The 20,620-nt window shown below is 73.4% G+C and carries 19 protein-coding genes; 5 read left to right on the top strand and 14 right to left on the bottom strand.

What is annotated here, in order from left to right; all coding sequences use genetic code 11:
• The first annotated feature begins 5 nt into the window (after positions 1–5).
• Both R2S09_RS19345 and R2S09_RS19340 read left to right on the top strand, forming a co-directional pair.
• On the top strand, positions 6–722 hold the full coding sequence (locus R2S09_RS19345) for a DsbA family oxidoreductase (protein ID WP_316742322.1): 717 nt from the start codon (positions 6–8) through the stop codon (positions 720–722).
• A 70-nt stretch (positions 723–792) separates the two neighbouring features.
• A complete protein-coding gene (locus tag R2S09_RS19340; protein WP_306183810.1) occupies positions 793–1,890 on the top strand; it encodes an aminotransferase class V-fold PLP-dependent enzyme in 1,098 nt (365 codons plus the stop codon).
• 157 nt (positions 1,891–2,047) lie between these two features.
• On the opposite strand, the gene thpD is transcribed toward R2S09_RS19340, so the two are convergent.
• The 4 genes from thpD to ectA form a co-directional block, all read right to left on the bottom strand.
• Positions 2,048–2,941: an ectoine hydroxylase gene (thpD, locus tag R2S09_RS19335; RefSeq protein WP_306183811.1), complete on the bottom strand. Its 894-nt coding sequence runs from the start codon at positions 2,939–2,941 to the stop codon at positions 2,048–2,050.
• A gap of 5 nt (positions 2,942–2,946) precedes the next feature.
• Positions 2,947–3,351 carry an ectoine synthase gene (locus R2S09_RS19330; protein ID WP_306183813.1) on the bottom strand — a complete coding sequence of 135 codons (405 nt, stop codon included), beginning with the start codon at positions 3,349–3,351 and terminating at the stop codon, positions 2,947–2,949.
• A gap of 62 nt (positions 3,352–3,413) precedes the next feature.
• Complete coding sequence (gene ectB, locus R2S09_RS19325) at positions 3,414–4,685, bottom strand: diaminobutyrate--2-oxoglutarate transaminase (protein ID WP_306183816.1); 1,272 nt, start codon at positions 4,683–4,685, stop codon at positions 3,414–3,416.
• Positions 4,686–4,793: 108 nt separating this feature from the next.
• Positions 4,794–5,333, bottom strand: a complete 540-nt coding sequence (gene ectA / locus R2S09_RS19320) for a diaminobutyrate acetyltransferase (protein ID WP_316742320.1) — start codon at positions 5,331–5,333, stop codon at positions 4,794–4,796.
• A 739-nt stretch (positions 5,334–6,072) separates the two neighbouring features.
• Between ectA and R2S09_RS19315 the strand changes: the two genes are divergently transcribed.
• A complete protein-coding gene (locus R2S09_RS19315; protein WP_316742318.1) occupies positions 6,073–7,170 on the top strand; it encodes an amidohydrolase family protein in 1,098 nt (365 codons plus the stop codon).
• Between the two features lie 298 nt (positions 7,171–7,468).
• Positions 7,469–8,386 (top strand): SCO1860 family LAETG-anchored protein, encoded by a 918-nt coding sequence (locus R2S09_RS19310; protein WP_306183821.1) that lies wholly within the window; start codon positions 7,469–7,471, stop codon positions 8,384–8,386.
• A 164-nt stretch (positions 8,387–8,550) separates the two neighbouring features.
• Here R2S09_RS19310 and cobC read toward each other — a convergent pair whose 3' ends face one another.
• Genes cobC through cobM form a run of 6 tightly spaced genes read right to left on the bottom strand, consistent with a single transcriptional unit; the run spans position 8,551 to position 14,889 of the window.
• Positions 8,551–9,630: an Rv2231c family pyridoxal phosphate-dependent protein CobC gene (cobC, locus tag R2S09_RS19305; protein WP_316742316.1), complete on the bottom strand. Its 1,080-nt coding sequence runs from the start codon at positions 9,628–9,630 to the stop codon at positions 8,551–8,553.
• The gene (locus R2S09_RS19300; protein ID WP_316742314.1) at positions 9,620–10,534 is read right to left on the bottom strand and encodes a sirohydrochlorin chelatase; all 915 of its coding nucleotides are present in this window, start codon (positions 10,532–10,534) and stop codon (positions 9,620–9,622) included. The genes cobC and R2S09_RS19300 overlap by 11 nt, the downstream gene beginning before the upstream one ends.
• Entirely contained in the window at positions 10,531–11,121 is a 591-nt protein-coding gene (locus R2S09_RS19295; RefSeq protein ID WP_306183826.1) for a precorrin-8X methylmutase, read from the bottom strand. Before R2S09_RS19295 ends, R2S09_RS19300 begins: the two co-directional genes overlap by 4 nt.
• Complete coding sequence (gene cobJ / locus R2S09_RS19290) at positions 11,118–12,827, bottom strand: precorrin-3B C(17)-methyltransferase (protein WP_316742312.1); 1,710 nt, start codon at positions 12,825–12,827, stop codon at positions 11,118–11,120. Before cobJ ends, R2S09_RS19295 begins: the two co-directional genes overlap by 4 nt.
• On the bottom strand, positions 12,824–14,074 hold the full coding sequence (gene cbiE, locus R2S09_RS19285; RefSeq protein ID WP_316742311.1) for a precorrin-6y C5,15-methyltransferase (decarboxylating) subunit CbiE: 1,251 nt from the start codon (positions 14,072–14,074) through the stop codon (positions 12,824–12,826). The genes cobJ and cbiE overlap by 4 nt, the downstream gene beginning before the upstream one ends.
• Complete coding sequence (gene cobM, locus R2S09_RS19280; RefSeq protein ID WP_306183831.1) at positions 14,071–14,889, bottom strand: precorrin-4 C(11)-methyltransferase; 819 nt, start codon at positions 14,887–14,889, stop codon at positions 14,071–14,073. The genes cbiE and cobM overlap by 4 nt, the downstream gene beginning before the upstream one ends.
• Positions 14,890–14,984: 95 nt before the next feature.
• On the opposite strand from cobM, the gene R2S09_RS19275 reads away from it, so the two are divergent.
• On the top strand, positions 14,985–15,716 hold the full coding sequence (locus R2S09_RS19275) for a ZIP family metal transporter (protein ID WP_306183833.1): 732 nt from the start codon (positions 14,985–14,987) through the stop codon (positions 15,714–15,716).
• 14 nt (positions 15,717–15,730) lie between these two features.
• Here the strand turns inward: R2S09_RS19275 and cobI are convergent, their stop codons facing one another.
• The 4 genes from cobI to R2S09_RS19255 are packed head-to-tail and all read right to left on the bottom strand — an operon-like array spanning position 15,731 to position 20,473.
• A complete protein-coding gene (cobI, locus tag R2S09_RS19270) occupies positions 15,731–16,462 on the bottom strand; it encodes a precorrin-2 C(20)-methyltransferase (protein WP_316742310.1) in 732 nt (243 codons plus the stop codon).
• Positions 16,459–17,823 (bottom strand): cobyrinate a,c-diamide synthase, encoded by a 1,365-nt coding sequence (locus tag R2S09_RS19265; RefSeq protein WP_306183835.1) that lies wholly within the window; start codon positions 17,821–17,823, stop codon positions 16,459–16,461. The genes cobI and R2S09_RS19265 overlap by 4 nt, the downstream gene beginning before the upstream one ends.
• On the bottom strand, positions 17,817–18,416 hold the full coding sequence (gene cobO / locus R2S09_RS19260) for a cob(I)yrinic acid a,c-diamide adenosyltransferase (RefSeq protein ID WP_306183836.1): 600 nt from the start codon (positions 18,414–18,416) through the stop codon (positions 17,817–17,819). Before cobO ends, R2S09_RS19265 begins: the two co-directional genes overlap by 7 nt.
• The gene (locus tag R2S09_RS19255) at positions 18,416–20,473 is read right to left on the bottom strand and encodes a putative cobaltochelatase (protein WP_316742309.1); all 2,058 of its coding nucleotides are present in this window, start codon (positions 20,471–20,473) and stop codon (positions 18,416–18,418) included. The genes cobO and R2S09_RS19255 overlap by 1 nt, the downstream gene beginning before the upstream one ends.
• Between the last annotated feature and the right edge of the window lie 147 nt (positions 20,474–20,620).

The raw sequence follows: 20,620 nt of genomic DNA, 5'->3' as shown, positions 1-20,620 counted from the left end.
AGAGTATGCGTGTCGAAATCTGGACCGATATCGCCTGTCCCTGGTGCTACGTCGGAAAGGCCCGTTTCGACAAGGCGCTGGCCGCCTTCCCGCACCGTGACCAGGTCCAGGTGGTGCACCGCTCGTTCGAGCTGGACCCGCACCGGGCCAAGGGCGATGTGACGCCCGTGCTCACCATGCTCACCCGGAAGTACGGGATGAGCGAGGCGCAGGCGCAGGCCGGTGAGGACAACCTGGGCGCGCAGGCCGCCGCGGAGGGCCTGGAGTACCGCACCCGGGGCCGCGACCACGGCAACACCTTCGACATGCACCGTCTGCTCCACTTCGCCGAGGAACAGGGCCGGCAGAGCGCACTGCTGGACGCCCTCTACCGGGCGAACTTCGCCGAGGAGCGGTCCGTCTTCACCGAGGGCGACGAACGGCTGGTCGAGCTCGCCGTCGCCGCCGGGCTCGACGCCGACGCCGCCCGCACGGTGCTCGCCGACCCCACCGCCTACGCCGACGAGGTCCGCGCCGACGAACGCGAGGCCGCCCAGCTCGGCGCCACCGGGGTGCCGTTCTTCGTGCTCGACCGGAAGTACGGCGTCTCCGGCGCCCAGCCCGCCGAGGTGTTCACCCAGGCGCTCGGCCAGGCGTGGGGCGACCGCCCCCCGCTGACCCTGCTCGACGACGGTGGCGCCGAGGCCTGCGGGCCGGACGGATGCGCGGTGCCTCAGCACTGACGGCCGCCTGATCGCGCAGGTCGGCGCCCATGCATAAGCGTTCCTTGGGAGCTTCGCGCAGAATTCTGCGATGGACTTCGACTTCACGGGGCCGCACAGTGGTCCCATGGAGACCTTCGAGACCCTCGTCCGTGCCGAGTTCGCCCCGAAGAACACCTACCTGAACACCGCCGGCAACGGCCTGCTCCCGGCCCGCACCGTGACCGCCCTGCACCGGGCGGTGCGGCTACGGGCCGAGGGCAGGCCGCTCGGTTCCCTGTACGAGGACGTGGAAGCCGTCCGAGCCTCCTTCGCCCGGCTGGCCGGCGTGCCGGTGGAGCGGGTGGCCACCGGCGCCTCCGTCGCCGAGTACGGAGCCCTGATCGCCGCCTCGCTGCCCGCCGGGGCCGAAGTCCTCACCGCCGAGGCCGACTTCTCCTCGCTGGTGAACCCCTTCCACATGCGCGCGGACCTCACGGTGCGCGTCGTCCCGCTGCAGCGGCTGGCCGAGTCCGTCCGGCCCGGCACCGCGCTCGTCGCGGTCAGCGCCGCCCAGTCCGCCGACGGCCGCCTGGCCGACCTGCCCGCGGTGCGCGCCGCCGCCCGGACGCACGGGGCCCGCGTCTACGTCGACGCCTCCCAGTCGGCCGGCTGGCTGCGCGTCGACCCGGACGGCTACGACTTCCTCGCCGCCGTCGGCTTCAAGTGGCTCATGGGCCCGCACGGCGCCGCGTTCTTCGTCGCCCCGGGCGCCGCCGACGACTTCGGCGGGCTCACCCCGCTGCTCGCCGGCTGGTCCGCCGGTGAGCGGCCCTGGGACAGCTGCTACGGCCCGGTCACCGAACTCGCCCACGCCGTCCGGCGGTTCGACGTCAGCCCCGCCCTGTTCACCTACGCCGGGCTGCGCACCTCCCTCGAACTGATCGAGGAACTGGGCGCGGAAGCCGTCCACGCGCACGACGTCGCGCTGGCCGATCGGTTCCGCAAGGGGCTCGGCTCCCTCGGGCACGAGCCGGTTGCGGCGCCGGGCTCCGCGATCGTGTCCGTACCCGGACTCGGCCGTCGCCAGGGCGAGTTGAGTGCCGCCGGCATCGAGGTGTCCGACCGGGCGGGCAACCTGCGCGCCGCGTTCCACCTCTACAACACGGAGGCGGACGTGGACCGGCTGCTGGACGTGCTGGCCGGGTGAGAACAGCCGGCAGACACAGCCGGGCAGGGGCCTCCCGTCCCACACGAGGAGGCCCCTGCCCTGGATCAGAGGGAAGCGCGGGTCACTTCACGGGAGTGAAATCCCTCGCCCCGATGCTGCCTTCTCCGGGGGGCGACCCCCGGAGCCCCGGCCGGGCTCAGCGCACCGGAGTGAAATCCCTCGCCCCGATGAACTCCGGCCGCCGGACCGGTGCCGCGAACGGCTCCACCGCCGTGTTCTCGACGCTGTTGAACACGATGAAGACGTTGCTGCGCGGGTACGGCGTGATGTTGTCGCCGGAGCCGTGCATGCAGTTGCAGTCGAACCAGGTGGCCGAGCCGGCCTTGCCGGTGAAGAGCCTGATGCCGTACTCGCTCGCGAGCGCGGTCAGTGCCTCGTCGGACGGCGTGCCCGCGTCCTGCATCTGCAGCGACTTCTTGTAGTTGTCCTGGGGCGTGGCGCCGGCGCAGCCCAGGAACGTCCTGTGCGACCCCGGCATGATCATCAGACCGCCGTTGGTGTCGAAGTTCTCGGTCAGCGCGATCGAGACGGACACCGTGCGCATGTTCGGCAGGCCGTCCTCGGCGTGCCAGGTCTCGAAGTCCGAGTGCCAGTAGAAGCCGCTGGCCCCGAAGCCCGGCTTGACGTTGATCCGGGACTGGTGGACGTAGACGTCCGAGCCGAGGATCTGCCGCGCCCGGCCGACCACCCGTTCGTCGCGCACCAGGTTCGCGAACACCTCGCTGATCCGGTGCACCTCGAAGACCGAGCGGATCTCCTTGGACTTGGGCTCGACGATCGAACGTTCGTCGGCCCGGATCGCCGGGTCGCTCACCAGCCGGTCCAGCTCCCGCTTGTAGACGGCGACCTCGTCCGGGGCGATGAGCTGGTCGACGGCGAGGAAGCCGTCGCGCTCGTACGCCTGGAGGTCGGCGCCCGCGATCGGTCCGGGCGTGTCCGGGGAACCCCAGACGACCGGGTCCTGGCGGGGGGCGGTCACCTCGGTGGTGCCGCGGGTGGGGTACAGGTCGGTGACGCTCGTGGTCGTCATGCGGTTCACACCTCCTCGGGCTCGGTGAGCAGCGGGTAGACGCCGTTCTCGTCGTGGTCCTCGCGGCCGGTCACGGGCGGGTTGAAGACGCAGATGCAGTGGAAGTCCTCCTTGACCTTGAGCGTGTGCCGCTCGTGGCCGTTCAGGAGGTACATCGTGCCGGGCGTGATGTGGTACGTCTTCCCGGTCTCGCGGTCGGTCAGCTCCGCCTCGCCCTTCGTGCAGACGACGGCCTCGATGTGGTTCGCGTACCACATGTCGGTCTCCGTGCCCGCGTACAGGATCGTCTCGTGCACGGAGAAGCCGACCTTCTCCTTGGCGAGGACGATCCGCTTGCTCTCCCAGGTGCCGGATGCCGCCTTCACATGCCGGTCGGTGCCTTCGATCTCCTTGAACGAACGGACGATCACGGTGTTGCGATGCCTCCTAGGTGGGGGTTCGGACAGGTGGGGGGTTCGGACAGGTGAAAGGGTCAGACGGTTTCCCGCACGGCGCGGGCGAGGCTGCGCAGGCCCTCGTCCAGCTCGTCCGGGGTGATGGTGAGGGCCGGCAGGAGTTTGACGACCTCGCTCTCCGGACCCGACGTCTCGACGAGCAGACCGAGTTCGAAGGCGCGCCGGGCGACCCGCGAGGCACGCGCCTTGTCGTGGAACTCCATGCCCCACACCAGGCCGCGGCCGCGGTACTCCTTGACGTCGGCCAGGTTCTCCTCGGTGATCGAGATCAGCGCCTGCTCGATCTGCTCGCCGCGCGTCCGGGTCTGCTTCTCCATGGCCGCCCCGTCGGCCCAGTAGGCCTCCAGGGCGGCCGTGGCGGTGACGAACGCCGGGTTGTTGCCGCGGAAGGTGCCGTTGTGCTCGCCCGGCTCCCAGATGTCCAGCTCGGGCTTGAACAGACACAGCGACATGGGCAGCCCGTATCCGCTGATGGACTTGGACACGGTGACGACGTCCGGCGTGATCCCGGCCTCCTCGAAGGAGAAGAACGCGCCGGTGCGCCCGCAGCCCATCTGGATGTCGTCGACGATCAGCAGCATGTCCTGGCGCGCGCACAGGTCGGCGAGCGCCCGCAGCCACGCGGGGCGTGCCACGTTGATGCCGCCCTCGCCCTGCACGGTCTCGACGATCACCGCGGCGGGCTTGTTGAGCCCGGAGCCCTGGTCCTCCAGGATCCGCTCGAACCAGAGGAAGTCCGGGACCTGGCCGTCGAAGTAGTTGTCGAACGGCATGGGCGTGCCGTGCACCAGCGGAACACCGGCGCCGGCCCGCTTGAAGGCGTTGCCGGTGACGGCGAGGGAGCCCAGCGACATCCCGTGGAAGGCATTGGTGAACGACACGATGGCCTCGCGTCCCTTCACCTTCCGCGCCAGCTTCAGCGCGGACTCGACGGCGTTCGTCCCCGTCGGCCCCGGGAACATGACCTTGTACGGCAGGTCGCGCGGACGCAGCACCAGGTCCTGGAACGTCTGCAGGAACTGGCGTTTGGCGGTGGTCGACATGTCGAGCCCGTGCGTGACGCCGTCGCGCTCCAGGTAGTCGATCAACGCCCGTTTCAGGACGGGGTTGTTGTGGCCGTAGTTGAGCGAACCGGCGCCCGCGAAGAAGTCGAGGTACTCGTGTCCGTCCTCGTCGTACAGATGGCTGCCGCGCGCGCGGTCGAACACGGTGGGCCAGCCGCGGCAGTAGCTGCGCACCTCGGACTCCAGGGTCTCGAAGACGCTCAGGTCGGGCTGGGTGATGGTCACGACGAATCGCTCCTCGGGTGGGGAGAGGGGGAGGTCGGTCGAGGTCGGAAGGGGAAGTGAGTGACGGTCAGGCGGGGCCGGTCGGTCAGGTCGGCCAGGCCGGCCAGGTCAGAGGGCGAGCGGCCCGATGCGGTACAGGACCTCGGGGTCGTGCGGCCCGTCCGGGAACTGCTCGGCCCCGAACAGGACCTCGCGCTCGACCGGGGCGTTGTGGCGGGCCGCGTAGGAGGTGAAGAGCCGCTCGGAGGCGATGTTGCCCGGGGTGATCGTGGTCTCGACGGCGGTCAGCCCGCGCTCGGCGGCGACGCGCGCGGTCAGCGCGTCCAGCAGCCGGGCGGCCAGGCCCTTGCCGCGGTGGCCGGCGTCGACGGCGACCTGCCACACCAGGAGGGTGCGGGGGCGGTCGGGCCGCACGTATCCGGTGACGAAACCGACGGGCGCGCCGTCGGCGCCGCGCGCCACCGCGGAGGTGGCGGCGAAGTCGCGGCACCACAGCAGATAGCTGTACGAGGAGTTCACATCCAGCGTTCCGGAGTCCTTGGCGAGCCGCCAGAGCGCGGCGCCGTCGGCGACGGCGGGACGCTCGACGGAGATGGCGTCCGGCATTTCCGTGCGGTCGGTTCGCAGGTCTGCTTGTGCGGCAGTCATGCGAATTGAACTTACCGAGCCGAATTCAAAAATGCATCGTCGGATGCCCTTACGTGACACGCCTGCTTGTGTTATCACGCGGGCGCGCGTTCGCGCGTAGGGCTGGCGTGATGTGGGGTTTTGTCCATCTGTGCCCGGGCAAAAAGGGCAGGACTATGGGGTGTGTCACAATGACGTAACTCTCCCGGAATCCCTTGGAATTGCATCGCTGAGTGTTCGCGGAATCTATGTGTTTAGGGTCCGGAAAACGGGGCAGAAGAAGACGGGAAGCTGCCTGGTTCATATTCTCGGAATTACTTTGTTGCATTCATGTCCCGGTAACCCCGTCAATGCGTTGGAAAGCGGTCCGTTCGACCTCCGTGAGGTGGGGTGCCGGACCGGTCCGGGCGGGATGGGCGACGGAGCGGGGCGGCCCGACCGCCGGGCCAGGTGCGGGGGTCGGAGTGAGACCTGGGACGAATCAAACATCCACTTTCGGCCATCGTGCCGCCGCAGCGGGCCCCGGCACGCGTGGGCATCCGGCCCGGACCGCCGGGTGCTCCGGGCCGTCCGGGTGGTCCGATGGGCCCGGATTCCGGGTCCGGTCGTCTCTCGATCGCCGCGGGGGCGACGGCGACGCATTCGAGCGTATCCGGCGGCCGTCACCCGCCTCCGCCCGGTGATGCCCGAGGGGCAGGCAGGCCGGCGGCGGAGGGAGGGGGTGGACGCGGCCCCGCGGTGGCTCATTAGGGTGCGGGACATGAGCGATGGCGCGGTGCTGCACGTGAAGGGGCGGGTGCTCGTCGGCCCCGACGAGGACCAGGTCCGGGACGAGCTGTGGGTGGTCGGCGGCCGGATCACGTACGAGTGCCCCATCGGTGCCCGGGACGTGCGGACCGTGGCGGGCTGGGCGCTGCCCGGCCTGGTCGACGCCCACTGCCACGTCGGTCTGGACGCGCACGGCCCGGTCGCGGACGACGTCTCCGAGAAGCAGGCACTGACCGACCGCGAGGCCGGCACGCTGCTGATCCGCGACGCCGGCTCCCCCTCGGACACCCGCTGGATCGACGAGCGCGACGACCTGCCGAAGATCATCCGGGCGGGCCGGCACATCGCCCGCACCCGCCGCTACATCCGCAACTACGCCCACGAGATCGAGCCCGAGGACCTGGTCGCGTACGTCGCCCAGGAGGCCCGGCGCGGCGACGGCTGGGTCAAGCTGGTCGGCGACTGGATCGACCGCGACCTCGGCGACCTGTCCGCCTGCTGGCCCCGCGAGGCCGCCGAGGCGGCGATCACGGAGGCGCACCGCCTGGGCGCGCGCGTCACCGCGCACTGCTTCGCCGAGGACTCCCTGCGCGACCTCGTGGAGGCGGGCATCGACTGCGTCGAACACGCCACGGGCCTGACGGAGGACTTGATCCCGCTGTTCGCCGAGCGCGGCGTCGCGATCGTCCCCACCCTGGTCAACATCGCCACCTTCCCCGCTCTGGCGGCCGGCGGCGAGTCGAAGTACCCGCGCTGGTCGGCGCACATGCGCAGCCTCCACGAGCGCCGCTACGACACCGTCCGCGCCGCCCACGACGCGGGCATCCCGGTGTACGTCGGCACGGACGCCGGAGGCGCGCTGCCGCACGGCCTGGTCGCCGGCGAGGTCGAGGAACTGGTCACGGCCGGCATCCCGCCCCTTCAGGCCCTGTCCGCGGCGACCTGGGCGGCACGCTCGTGGCTCGGCCGGCCCGGCCTGGACGAGGGCGCGCCGGCGGACCTCGTCGTCTACGAGACGGACCCGCGCGCGGACGTACGGGTGCTGGCGGGCCCGCGCCAGGTGGTGCTGAACGGCAGGATCGTCGCCTAGCGCCGGTCAGCGGCTCGTGCGGCAGCGGTCAGCGGTTGTCGCCGCACCGGGTTGACGGAACGTGACCGGTGGGGGTCCCGCTCGTTGCGCACTCCCGTCGTGCGCGCCGGGGCGTCCACCAGCGCCTTCGCACGGAAGGGGGAAGAGGAGGGACGACAGGGAACGCCCGTGCCGAAAGAATCGAAAACCAGGCCGGAAACCCCACGATGGAGTGAAGTCACGCTGGATCGCTGTCCGTTCACTCTCAGTGCGTAATCCTTTCGGGGTCCCAAGCAGTCATCTCTGGGGGTCCCACACCGTGAACGGCCACACCTTCCGCCTGCCCGCGCGCCGTTGCGCCACCGCCGCCGCGGCCACCGTCCTGGCCGCCGGCCCGGTGACGCTGGCCGGCGCGGGCTCCGCCCACGCGACCGCCGACCACGGCCGCGCGAGCGCGTCCGTGCTGCGCACCGGCCTCGACGTGTCCCTGCTCAACAAGTCGGTGAACGTCCCGCTCGCCGTCTCCCTCGACGAGGTCCAGGCACCGCGCAGCGCCGAGCAGACGGCGCTGACGGCCCGTCTCGACGGCGTGAACGGCGGAAAGCCGTTCAGCGTGCTGCGCGCGGACGTGGCGAAGTCCGCCGCGACGACCTCGGCGGCCAAGGCCGAGGGCACCGTGACCCTCGCCCACGCCCGCATCCACGTCCCCGGCCTCCCCCTGCTGTCCCTCATCGAGGTCGACCAGGTCACCTCCCGCGCGACCTGCGAGGCGGGCAAGCCCCCGGTGGCGACGAGCAACGTCCTGGGCGCCGTGACGGTGCTCGGCAAGAAGGTGACCCTCACTTCCGGCGGCACGACCGCTGTTCAGGTCCCCGGCGTCGGAGGGGTCCGCCTGGACCTCTCCCAGCGCGAGACCACCTCCCGCACGGCCGCGGCGACGGCCCTCCGGCTGAAGGTCTCCGTCAACCCGCTGAAGCTCAACGTCGCCGAGGTGGAGGGCACGTTGACCCTCGCCAGGACGACGTGCGAGTCCCCGACACCCGCCGAGGAGCCGTCGGCGCCCTCCACACCCCCCACCCCCGACACGAAACCCCAGGCCGCCCCCGCCGCGAAGCAGGACCTCGCGGAAACAGGAGGCAGCTCCCTGACCCCATACCTGGCAGGCGGCTCGGCCGTGCTGCTGGCAGCGGGCGGGGGAGCGGTGGCGTTCGCCCGCAGGCGCAAGGGGAGGGACTGAGCCACCGGGCGGGCGGGACGATGGCAGGTGGCGCACGTCAGTGACGGCGCGCGCCAGCCGTGCAGCGGGCGTGTACGCCCGGTTCTCGATCTTCCAAGGTGACGCGGTCCACTGGCGATGGAACCTCTGGCAGCCCGCTCCAGGCCGCACCGCTGCCCGGCCCCCTACACGGAGCGCAACGCACCCCCCAACGCCACCAAGAACCCGTCCGCCACCCCCAGGCCCCGCACCGCGACTCGTAGCCACTCCGCCCCCAGCCCGGGAAACGTGTCCCCGCGCCGCACCGCGTACCCGCGCTCGCGCAGCCGGTGGCGTACCTCCGCGGCGCCCGGCAACCGCACCAGCACGAAGGGGCCCTCGGCCGGCTCCACCACCCGGACCCCGTGCGCCCCCAACGCCCCCAGGCCCGCCACCAGGTGGGCCCGGTCCGCCGCGATGCGGTGGGCCGCCGCTTCCGCCTCGGCCAGTGCGCGTGGTTCCACGCACGCCTGCGCCGCCGCGAGCGCCGGGGTGGACACCGGCCACAGCGGCTGGGCGCGCTCCAGTTCGGCGACGGTCTCCGGGTCGGACAGGACGTAGCCGATCCGCAGACCGGCCAGCCCCCAGGTCTTGGTCAGGCTGCGCAGCACCACCAGCCCGGGCACGTCCGTGCGGCCGGCCAGCGCCTCCCGCTCGCCAGGGACGGCGTCCATGAAGGCCTCGTCCACGACCAGCACCCGCCCGGGGCGGGCCAGGCGGGCGATCGCGGCCGCCGGGTGCAGTACCGACGTCGGGTTCGTCGGGTTGCCGATCACGACCAGGTCCGCGTCCTCGGGGACGGCCGCCGGGTCGAGGCGGAAGCCGTCCTCCGCGCGGAGCAGCACCCGGTCCACGGTGTGGCCCGCGGCCCGCAGCGCCGCCTCCGGCTCCGTGAACTGCGGATGGACGACGACCGGCCGCCGTACCTTCAGGGCGCGCGCCAGCAGCACGAACGCCTCCGCCGCCCCCGCCGTCAGCAGCACCCGCTCCACCGGCAGCCCGTGCCGTGCCGCCACCGCGGCCCGTGCGATCCGGCCGTCCGGGTAGGCGGCCAGACCGGCGAGCGAGTCGGCGATCCGGTCCCGCAGCCAGGCCGGCGGAGTGTCCGCGCGGACGTTCACCGCGAGGTCGACCAGCGTCGCACCTTCGTCCCGTACCTCCGCGTCCCCGTGGTGCCGCAGGTCGTGACCGTCGTGTGCGTCCCCGAAGGAGCCCTCAGTGCGCATGCGAGTGAGCGTGCCCTCCGTGATGGTGGTGCCCGTGGCCGTCGTCGTCCGGATGGAAGTGCGGCTGCTGCGGCAGCCCCACCTTGTCCTCGAAGCCCGGCAGCGCGATGCGGTACACGCACGAGTCGCAGTTCATCCGCAGATCGCCCTTCACCGCCTCCTCGTACCGCTCCAGCACCAGATCCAGCAGCTCCGGCTCGGGACCGATGACGGCCGCGGACCGCACCTCGACCTCCGGGTGCGCCGCCGCCCACTCCCGCGTCTGCTGCCGCACCCGGTCCGGCAGGATCCCGGTGAACAGGAAGTACGGCAGGACGACGATCCGCTTCGCGCCCAGCCGCGCACACCGCTCCAAACCGCTCGGCACGTCCGGCGCCGCCAGCGACACGAACGCCGTCTCCACGCCCGCGTATCCGCGTCCCTCCCACAGCAGCCGCGCCGCCTTCAACACCTCGGCGTTGGCGTCGGGATCGGTCGAGCCGCGCCCGACGAGCAGCACGGTCACGTCCGACCGGTCCGCGTCCGTGCCCTCCAGCGCCTCCTCGAGCCGCCGCTCCAGGACCCCCAGCAGCGCGGGATGCGGGCCCAGCGGACGGCCGTAGGTGTACGAGATCCCCGGGTGCCGTTCCTTCTCACGGGCCAGCGCCGCCGGGATGTCGCCCTTGGCGTGCCCGGCGGACACCAGCATCAGCGGGACGGCCGCGAACCGCCGTACACCCCGCGCCACCATTCCGGCGACGGCGTCGCCCAGTGGCGGCGGGGACAACTCGATGAAGCCGCCGGCGACGGGCACGTCGGTCAGGCGGAGCTGCAACTGCCGGACGAAGTCGCGGAACGCCTCGGCCCCGGCGTCGTCCCGGGTGCCATGACCGGCGATGAGCAGGGCGGGCGGCGGGGTGGTCACGATTGCTCCTCGGAGTGTGAAACGGGGTGGTACAGCAGGGCGTTGAGCGCGGCGGCGGCGACCGCCGAACCGCCCTTCTCGGACACGTTGCTCACGGCGGGCAGCCCGCTGGCACGCAACGCGGCCTTGGACTCGGCGGCCCCGACGAAGCCGACGGGCAGGCCGATGACGAGCGCGGGCGAGACGTCCAGCGCCAGCAGCTCCTCCAGGGCGGTCGGCGCACAGCCGATCACCCACAGGGCGCCCGGCCCGACCTCCTCGTACGCCAGCCGTATCGCATGGGCCGAACGGGTCAGTCCGGTGCCGGACCCGGCGTCCTTCAGCCGGCACACGGTCTCCCGCCGGGTGATACCGGCCGCGACCATCTCCACGTCCACGACGACCGGCGCTCCGGCGTGCAGCGCCGCATGCGCCCTGGCCAGCTCGCCCTCGTCCATGACGAGATCGCCGGCGTACTCCAGGTCGGCGGAGGAGTGGACGACCCGCTCCACCACCGACCGGGTCAGCGGCGGGAGGCGCGAGGTGTCCAGCCGGGCCCGCAGCCGCCGGAAGGACTCCTGCTCGATGGGGTGGACCACACGGTTCACTGGGTGCCCTCCTGCGTGCGCGCGCGCTCCTGCCAGCGGTAGCCCCGCGGGGTCACCATGCGCCCCGCGATGTTCCGGGTCGCGGTGTTGCCCACGGTCACGACCGTCATCATGTCGACCGTCGCCGGGTCCAGCCCGGCCAGCGTCGTCACACGGCTCGACTCGTCCGGACGGGACGCGTTGCGTACGACGCCGACCGGCGTCGCCGGCTCCCGGTGCTCGGCGAGGACGGCGAGCGCCTTCGGCAGCTGCCAGTCCCGGCCCCGGGAGCGGGGGTTGTAGAAGGTCACCACGATGTCGGCCTCGGCCGCGGCCCGCACCCGCCGCTCGATGACCTCCCACGGCGTGTGCAGGTCGGAGAGGCTGATCGACACGTGGTCGTGCCCGAGCGGCGCACCGAGGATCGCCCCGGCCGCCAGCGCCGCCGTCACGCCGGGCACACCGACCACGTCGATGTCGTCCGACGCCTCGGCGAGCGCGGGCGAGGCCATGGCGTAGACGCCCGCGTCGCCGCTGCCGATCAGCGCGACCGCGTGCCCGCGCCGGGCCTCGGCGACCGCCGTGCGCGCCCGTTCCTCCTCGGCTCCGAGGCCCGACTCCAGGATCCGGGTGCCCGGGCGCAGCAGGTCGCGGATCTGGTCGACGTACTGGTCGAGCCCCACGAGCACGGAGGCGCGCCGCAGCTCACCGGCCGCGCGCGGGGTCAGCAGGTCCCGGGCGCCGGGACCGAGTCCGACGACCGCGAGCCTGCCGCGCCCCGGACGCCGCGCCACGGCGCAGGTCGCCATGGCCGGCAGCCCGTCGGCACGCTCGGACTTCCGCTTGGGCACGAGGAGTTCACCGCCGCGCGCCAGCGCCGCCGCCTCCGCCACGGAAGGGGTGCCGACGGCCGCGAGCGGCGCGCCGGACGGGTTGGGCACCTCGACGGCCGCCAGTTCCCCGGCCGGATACGTCACCAGGGGCACCCCCAGCCGCTCGGCGGCGGTCACGATGCCCGGCTCCTGCGACTTGGCGTCCACGGTGGCGAGTTCGGCCACCGACCTCACCGACAGCCCCGCCTCCCGGAGCGCGTCCTCGACCAGCCCGAGCACCTCCTCGACCGGCGCTCCCTTGGACGCCCCCACCCCGACGACCAGGGACGGCGGCCGGAGGATCACCTCCCGCTCACCCGGTTCGACGGCCCGGTCCGTCAGCCGGACGGTGTACGACCCCTGCGCCGAGGCCGGCAGCGGCGGCAGCGGCCACGGCACCTCGGCCTCCAACGCCACCGGTTCGCCGTCCAGCAGGGCCCGAGACACCGCGGCCACCGATCCCTCGTACGGGAACCCGAGCGTGTCGAGACCCGGCAGCCCCACGGCGTCCGTCGCCGTCGTCAACACCGGCTCGGCGCCCAGCAACTCGCCCACCTCGCGGGCGAGTCCGTTGGCGCCGCCGCCGTGCCCGCCGACCAGCGACACCGCGAACCGGCCGCCCTCGTCCACACACACCACACCCGGGTCGGCCGTCTTGTCGCCGAGCAGCGGCGCGATCAGCCGCACCACCGCACCCGTCGCCAGGAAGCACACCAGCTGCTCGCACTCCGCGAACGCGGCCCGTACGGCCTCCCTGACGGGACCCTCGTACACCCGGGTGCGGTCCGGCCACGCCGCGGCCAGCCGGTCCCGCGCCGCCGCCCCCGCCGCGGTGGCGGAAATCAGGCCGATCACTGGTCAACTCCTTCGTCGGAAACCGGGGTTCTGATGCCCCAGAGCAGAAACACGGGATTGGTGGCCGCCAGCCGGGTCACGTCCCCCGGCAGCGGCGCCAGCCGCGACGACTGGAGCAGCACGCCGTCGCACACGAACCCGGCGGACGTGAGCGCCGCCCGCGCCGCCGGCACCCGGTCCAGCGCGGCCATGGCGACGACCACGGTCCGCCGCGCCCGCCGCGCGCACGCGCCGACGATCGCGGGCAGGTCCGCGCCCCCGCCGCCGACGAACACCGCGTCGGGGTCCTCCAGCCCGTCCAGGGCGGAGGGCGCCGCGCCCCGCACCACACGCACGTCCACGCCGTGGGCCCGCGCGTTCGCGCGGACGCGCTCCGCCCCGTCCGCCGTCTTCTCGACGGCGACGACGGCCGCGCCGAGCCGCGCGCACTCCACGGCCACCGACCCCGACCCGGCGCCCACGTCCCACACCAGGTCGCCGAGGTGCGGCCCGAGCCGGGCCAGGGCCAGCGCCCGCACCTCGAACTTGGTGATCATCGAGTCGCGGTGCGCGAACGCGCCCTCGTCCAGCGCCCATCCGCCGGAACGGCCTGGAACCCCGGCGACCGTACGCACCGCCCCCAGCGCCCGCCCCTCGTCCAGGCAGACCACCACGCTCACCGCCGGCCCCCAGTCGCGGGCGGCGGCCTCCGCGGGCGTCACCCGCTCCACGCGTTCCCGCTCCGGATCGCCGAGCGCGCTCGCCACGACCAGCACCCGGTCGCCGCAGGTACCGGCCAGCGCGGCCCCCAGCTCGGCGGGCCCGGCCCCCGGCCCGGTCAGCACGGCGACCTTCGGCCGGACCCGGCAGACGTTGACGGCCGTGCGCAGCTCCCTGCCGTGCGCGCTGACGACCACGGCGTCGTCCCAGGGCAGCCCCAGCCGCGCGAAGGCGGCGGCGACGGAGGAGACACCCGGACGGACGTCCAGCCTCCCGGACCCGAACCGCTCGGCCAGCGCCCGCACGATCCCGAAGAAGCCGGGGTCGCCGGAGGCCAGCACGACCACGCGCCGCTCCTTGCCGGCGTACTCCTCGATGACGTCGAGCGCCGGCGCCAGCGGCCCCAGCACCACCCGCTCGGCGGTCCGAGGGAGCAGTGCGGCGTCCAGGTGCCGCCGTCCGCCCACGACGAGCTCGGCGCCGCGCAGCACCTCACCGTCGTACGCCGCGCCCGTGCCCGTACCGACGACCGTGATCCTCGAGGTCATGTGCTCGCACCCCGGGCGCGCAGGGCCTTGCGGGCCTCGGGGTCGGCCTTGCGGTAGCCGTGGAAGTGGCCGGGGTGGTACAGGTGCGAGCGGGTGCCGTGCGCGTCCAGCGCCGGGCCGACCAGGAAGAGGGTGTGCTTCCAGAGCCTGTGCTCCTTGACCGTCTCCTCCAGCGTCCCGATCGTGCACTTCACGACCAGTTCCTCCGGCCAGGTCGCCTGGTACGCCACGACGACCGGCGTGGACGTCGGATAGCCGCCCTCCAGCAGCTCCCGCACCAGCTGCCCGCTGCGCGCCGCTGACAGGAAGACCGCCATCGTGGTGCCGTGCCGGGCGAACTCGCGCACCTCCTCGCCGGGCGGCATCGGCGTCTTGCCGCCGCCCAGCCGGGTCAGCACGACCGACTGCGCCACCTCGGGAATGGTCAGCTCGCGCTGCGCGAGCGCGGCCACGGCGGAGAAGGACGACACACCGGGCACGACCTCGGTGGCGATCCCGATGCGCGCGCACCGGTCGAGCTGCTCCTGCGTGCCGCCCCACAGCGCCGGGTCGCCGGAGTGGATGCGGGCCACCTTCAGGCCCTCGGCACGGGCCCGCTCGTACACGGCGACGACGTCCTCCAGGGACATGGCCGCCGAGTCCAGGATCTCCGCGCCCTCACGCGCGTGTTCGAGGACCTCCGCCTGGACCAGGCTGGCCGCCCAGATCACGACGTCGGCCTCGGCGATCGCGCGCGCGGCACGGAACGTCAGCAGGTCGGCGGCGCCGGGGCCGGCACCGACGAAGGTCACCTTGCCGGTGGGGGCATCGGCCATGAGGTCGGATCCTCTCGTACGGAATGTCACGGTGTGTGGGGGTGTGAAGACGGCCGGATGTGCGCGATCGGGGGTCGATCGGATAGCAAGGGCACATGGCGGTCTTCGTCGCGCTCGGCGCGTTCCTGATGACGCTGGCCGGCGGCTGGACGGCACAGCGGGTGACCGACCGTCGCCACCTGGTCCTCGGACTGGCGGGCGGCCTGATGCTGGGCGTGGTCGGCCTGGATCTGCTGCCGGAGGCGCTGCACGCGGCGCGCCGGGAGGTGTTCGGCGTACCCGCGGCCCTGCTGCTGTTCGTGGCCGGCTTCCTGATGGCCCACCTGGTCGAGCGGCTGCTGGCCGCACGGCAGGCCGCGCACGGCGGCGAGGAGCATGATCACCGTCGCGCGCCCGAGGTGGGCCTGACGGCCGCCGCGGCGATGGTCGGCCACAGCGCGATGGACGGCCTGGCGATCGGCGCGGCCTTCCAGGTGGGCGGCGGCATGGGCGCGGCCGTGGCACTCGCCGTGATCGCACACGACTTCGCCGACGGCTTCAACACCTTCACCCTCACCAGCCTGTACGGCAACGCCCGCCGCAAGGCTCTCGCGATGCTGTTCGCGGACGCCGTCGCACCCCTCGCCGGAGCGGCCGCCTCGGCGTTCCTCACCATCCCGGAGCCGGTCCTCGGCGGCTATCTCGGCCTGTTCGGCGGTGCGCTGCTGTACCTCGCCGCCGCCGAGATCCTGCCCGAGGCCCACCATGAGCACCCGGCCCGCTCCACCCTGCTGTGCACGGTGGCCGGCGCCGCGTTCATCTGGCTGGTGGTCGGCATCTCCGGATGACCGCGTGCCCGGAGTCACAGCTTCCCGCCCCGCCCGCCGTCCCGCCGGGGCGGCGCGATCAGCGTCGACAGATACGGCAACGGCGCCCCGTCCAGCTCGGCGGCCGGACGCACCGACTCCTCGGGCAGCCCGAGGGCCGACCCCCACACGGCGTCCCCGAGCCGCCCGGTCTCCCTCAGCACCTCGGCGACCTCGGCGGCCTGCCGCCCGAACTTGTACGCCACGACCGTCCCCGGCCCGGCCAGCGCCTCCTTCAGCACGGCGGACCCGGCGGTCACCGGCACCAGCGTCAACGGCTCGGTGCCCTCGGTGAGCACGGCCCCGGACCGCGCCGCCAGATCCTGCATGGCGGTGATGCCGGGCACGGTCTCCACGACCACGCCGGGCACCAGACCGGCGACGGTCTGCGCGAGATACGTGAACGTCGAGTACACGTTGGGGTCGCCGATGGTGGCGAAGGCGACCGAGCCGTGCTCCCTCAGCAGCCCGGCGACCCGCTCGCCCGCCGCGTCCCACGCGGCCTCCCGGCGCGCCCGGTCGGACCGCTCGTTCAGCGCGAACACCACCCGGACGACCTTCTCCTCGGGCACGTAGTGCAGCACGGTCGCCTCGGCTCGTCCCCGCTCCCCGGTGTCCATCACGGGGACGACGACGACATCGGCCGCGCGCAGCGCGCCCACGCCCTTGACGGTCACCAGCTCCGGATCGCCCGGACCGACCCCGACCCCGATCAGCCTGCTGCTCATGACGTCCGGCACCTCTCCACGAACCGACGGGCGACACCGGGCGCGGCGGCCCAGTGCGTGTGCAGATAACTCGCGTGCACGCCCTGCTGTACGAAACCCTCGACCCGCCGCACGGGAGCCCTCAGCCCCCAGGCGGGAGCCGCTCCGGCGCCGGGCTCGAGGACCGTGCGATGGAACTCGTGCCCCCGCATCCGCGTCCCGGCGGCGGCCAGCGCACTGTCCCCGACGGCCACCGCGTCCCGGTAGCCGAGGGTCAGCCGTTCAGTCATGCGTGCGGTGGCGTCGAGCACGCCGCACATGGGGCGGCCGTCCAGCTCCCGGCACAGATACAGCAGCCCGGCGCACTCGGCGGCGACGGGAGCACCGCTCAGCGCGAGCTCGGCGACGGCCTTGCGGAGAGGTTCGTTGGCGGACAGCTCGGCGGCGTACACCTCGGGGAACCCGCCGCCGATCACGATCCCGCGCGTCCCCTCGGGCAGTCGCTCGTCGCGGAGCGGATCGAAGGGGACGACGCCGGCGCCGGCGGCACGCAACAGCTCGGCGTGCTCGGCGTAGGAGAACGTGAACGCCTCTCCGCCGGCGACGGCGACCACCGTCCCGTCCTGGGGCGATCCGGCCACGGCCTCGGCCGCGTCCCAGGCCGCACCCGGCAACGCACCCGCGCTCCGCGCCAGCGCCACCAGCGCGTCCAGGTCACAACCGTCCGAGACCTGCGCCCCCATCGCCGCGACCGCCTCCACGGCCGCCGCCCGCCGCTCGGCGACCGGCACCAGCCCGAGATGCCGCGACGGCGTGTCGACCTGCGGCGCCCGCCGCAGCACCCCGAGCACAGGCACCCCGACCGAGTCCAGCGCCTCCCGCAACAGCACCTCGTGCCGATCCGAGGCGACCTTGTTGAGGATCACCCCTCCGACCCGCACCTCCGGATCCCATGTCACGAACCCGTGCACCAGCGCGGCCACCGACCGCGACTGCGAGGACGCGTCCACGACGAGCACGACGGGGGCCCGCAGCAGCTTCGCCACCTGCGCCGTGGACGCCAGCTCACCCTCGCCCGCCGCCCCGTCGTACAACCCCATCACGCCCTCGACGACCGCGATGTCGCACCCGCGCGCCCCGTGCAGGAACAGCGGCCCGACCAGCTCGGGCCCGCACAGGTAGGCGTCCAGGTTGCGCCCCACGCGCCCGGTGGCGAGCGCGTGGTACCCGGGATCGATGTAGTCCGGCCCGACCTTGTGCGGGGACACGGACAGTCCCCGCCCGGCCAGGGCGGCCATCAGCCCCGTGGCGACGGTGGTCTTGCCGCTGCCGGAGGCCGGCGCGGCGACGACCAGCCGGGGCACGGACGGGGAACTCACCACTCGATGCCCCTCTGACCCTTCTGCCCGACGTCCATGGGGTGCTTGACCTTGGACATGTCGGTGACGAGGTCGGCGAAGCCGACGAGCCTCTCCGGGGCGTTCCGCCCGGTGATCACCACATGCTGGGTGCCCGGCCGGTCGCGCAGCACGTCGACGACCTCGTCGGTGTCGACCCACCCCCAGTGCATCGGGTACGCGAACTCGTCCAGCACGTACAGCCGGTACGTCTCGGCCGCCAGGTCCCGCTTGACCTGCTCCCAGCCCTCGCGGGCCTTGGCCTCGTTGTCCATCTGGGCATCCCGCTGGACCCACGACCAGCCCTCGCCCATCTTGTGCCAGGCGACGCTCCCGCCCTCGCCGGAGTCGCCGAGCACGCGCAGCGCCCGCTCCTCGCCGACCCGCCACTTCGCCGACTTGACGAACTGGAACACCCCGATCGGCCAGCCCTGGTTCCAGGCGCGCAGCGCCAGCCCGAAGGCGGCGGTGGACTTGCCCTTGCCGACGCCGGTGTGCACGACCACGAGCGGCCGATTGCGCCGCTGACGTGTCGTCAGCCCGTCGTCCGGCACGACACTCGGCTGCCCCTGTGGCATTACGCGGCCCTCCTGTTGCCCTGAACGTCCCTGACCAGCCCGGCGATCGCGTCGGCCCGCAGCTCGTCGAGCGTGACGGCCGTACCGCCCAGCTCACCGGCGAGCTGTCCGGCGAGCCCCAGCCGCACCGGCCCCGACTCGCAGTCCACGACCACGGACGCGACACTCTCGGACGCCAACAGGCGCGCGGCCCGCCCCGCCAGCGCCACCGGCTCCGGACCACCCGTGGCCCGCCCGTCGGTCACCACCACGAGCAGCGCCCGCCGCACCGGGTCCCGCAACCGCTCCACCCGCAGCACGTCGTGCGCCTTCAGCAGTCCGGCCGCCAGCGGCGTACGGCCACCGGTCGGCAGCGACTCCAGGCGCACGGCGGCGGCGTCCACGGAGGAGGTCGGCGGCAGCGCGACCTCGGCACCGGACCCCCGGAAGCTCACCAGTCCCACCTTGTCCCGCCGCTGATAGGCGTCCAGCAGCAGCGACAGCACGGCACCCTTCACGGCGCCCATCCGCTGCCGCGCCGCCATCGACCCGGATGCGTCGACCACGAACAGCACGAGATTGGATTCGTGGCCTTCCCGTACCGCCTGCCTGAGATCGTCCCGGCGCAGGAGAAGCCCAGGTCCCGTGCGGCCCCGCGCCCGCTGATGCGGGGCGGCGGCCCGCACGGTCGCGGCCAGGTGCAGCTTGTTCAGCGTCCCCCGCGGTCGCCGGGCCCCGGTGGTCCGCCCCTGCTCGGTGCGCGCCCGGGAACGGCGCCCCGCGGCACCCTCGCCGATGCCGGGCACGCTCAGCACCTTGGTGCGGAAGGGCTCGGCGGCCCGCGCGGGAGCCTGCTCGCCCGCACCGGCGCCGGACGTCTGCGGCTCGCCGCCCTCGCCGGCCTCGGTCCGGGCGCCCGACCCGTACGGCGGGCCGTCGGCCTGCGGCGGCTGCCCGCCGCCCCCGCCGTCCCCGCCGTCCCCGCCGTCCCCGCCGTCCCCGCCGTCCCCGCCGTCCCCGCCGGGGCCGTCCGGTCCCGGATCCGGATCCGGATCGTCGTCCTCGGACCCGCCGAACTCCCGCAGGGTCTCGTCGAGTTTGTCCTCGTCCAGCCCCGGCGCGTCGAAGGGGTTGCGCCGCCGCCGGTGCGGGAGGGCCAGCAGCGCGGCCTGCCGCACGTCCTCGGCGAGCACGTCGGTCCGCCCCGCCCAGGCCGCCAGCGCCGTCGCCGTACGCGCCATCACGATGTCGGCGCGCATGCCGTCGACCTCGAACGCCGCGCACGTGGCGGCGATCTGCCGCAGCGCCCCGTCCCCGAGCCGCACGGACGGCAACAGCGTGCGGGCCGCCACGATCCGGGCCCGCACGGCCGCCTCCTCCTGCGCCCAGCGGGCGGTGAAGACGGCCGGATCGTCGTCGTAGGCGAGCCGCCTGCGCACGACCTCCACCCGCTGCTCCGGCTCCCGCGAGGCCGCGACCTCCACGGTCAGCCCGAACCGGTCCAGCAACTGCGGCCTGAGCTCGCCCTCCTCGGGATTCATGGTCCCCACCAGCAGGAACCGGGCGGCGTGCCGCACGGAGACGCCCTCGCGCTCGACGTACGAGGCGCCCATCGCGGCCGCGTCCAGCAGCAGGTCGACCAGGTGGTCGTGGAGCAGGTTGACCTCGTCGACGTAGAGGATGCCGCGGTGGGCGTCGGCGAGGAGTCCCGGTTCGAACGCCTTGACGCCCTCGGAGAGCGCCCGCTCGATGTCGAGGGCGCCGACCAGCCGGTCCTCGGAGGCGCCGACGGGGAGTTCCACCATGCGGGCGGGGCGCGGCACACCCGGCCCCGGCTCGTGCGGGCCGTCGGGGCAGCCCGGGTCGGGGGCGGCCGGGGCGCAGGAGAACCGGCACCCGGGGACGACGTCCACCTCGGGCAGCAGCGCCGACAGGGCGCGTACGGCCGTGCTCTTGGCGGTGCCCTTTTCACCGCGCACAAGAACTCCGCCGACTGACGGGCTCACCGCATTGAGGAGCAGCGCAAGTCGGAGGTCGTCCTGCCCGACGACGGCAGTAAACGGGTAGGGCGTGCTCACGCGGCGATCACTCCTTCGTGTGATGCGTCGGAGATTTGATCCAGCTCCGGCCGCAGCCGTGTCATGGTCAAGACCTGCTCCCCGCCGAAGCGGGGGTGATCCGGCGCCGTTGTATCCGTGACAGCGGATTGCAGCCTGCTCCCCGCT

The organism is Streptomyces sp. MK7 (genome assembly GCF_032658145.1).
GTDB lineage: Bacteria > Actinomycetota > Actinomycetes > Streptomycetales > Streptomycetaceae > Streptomyces > Streptomyces spiralis.
This window is presented reverse-complemented; position numbering and strand designations above follow the sequence as displayed.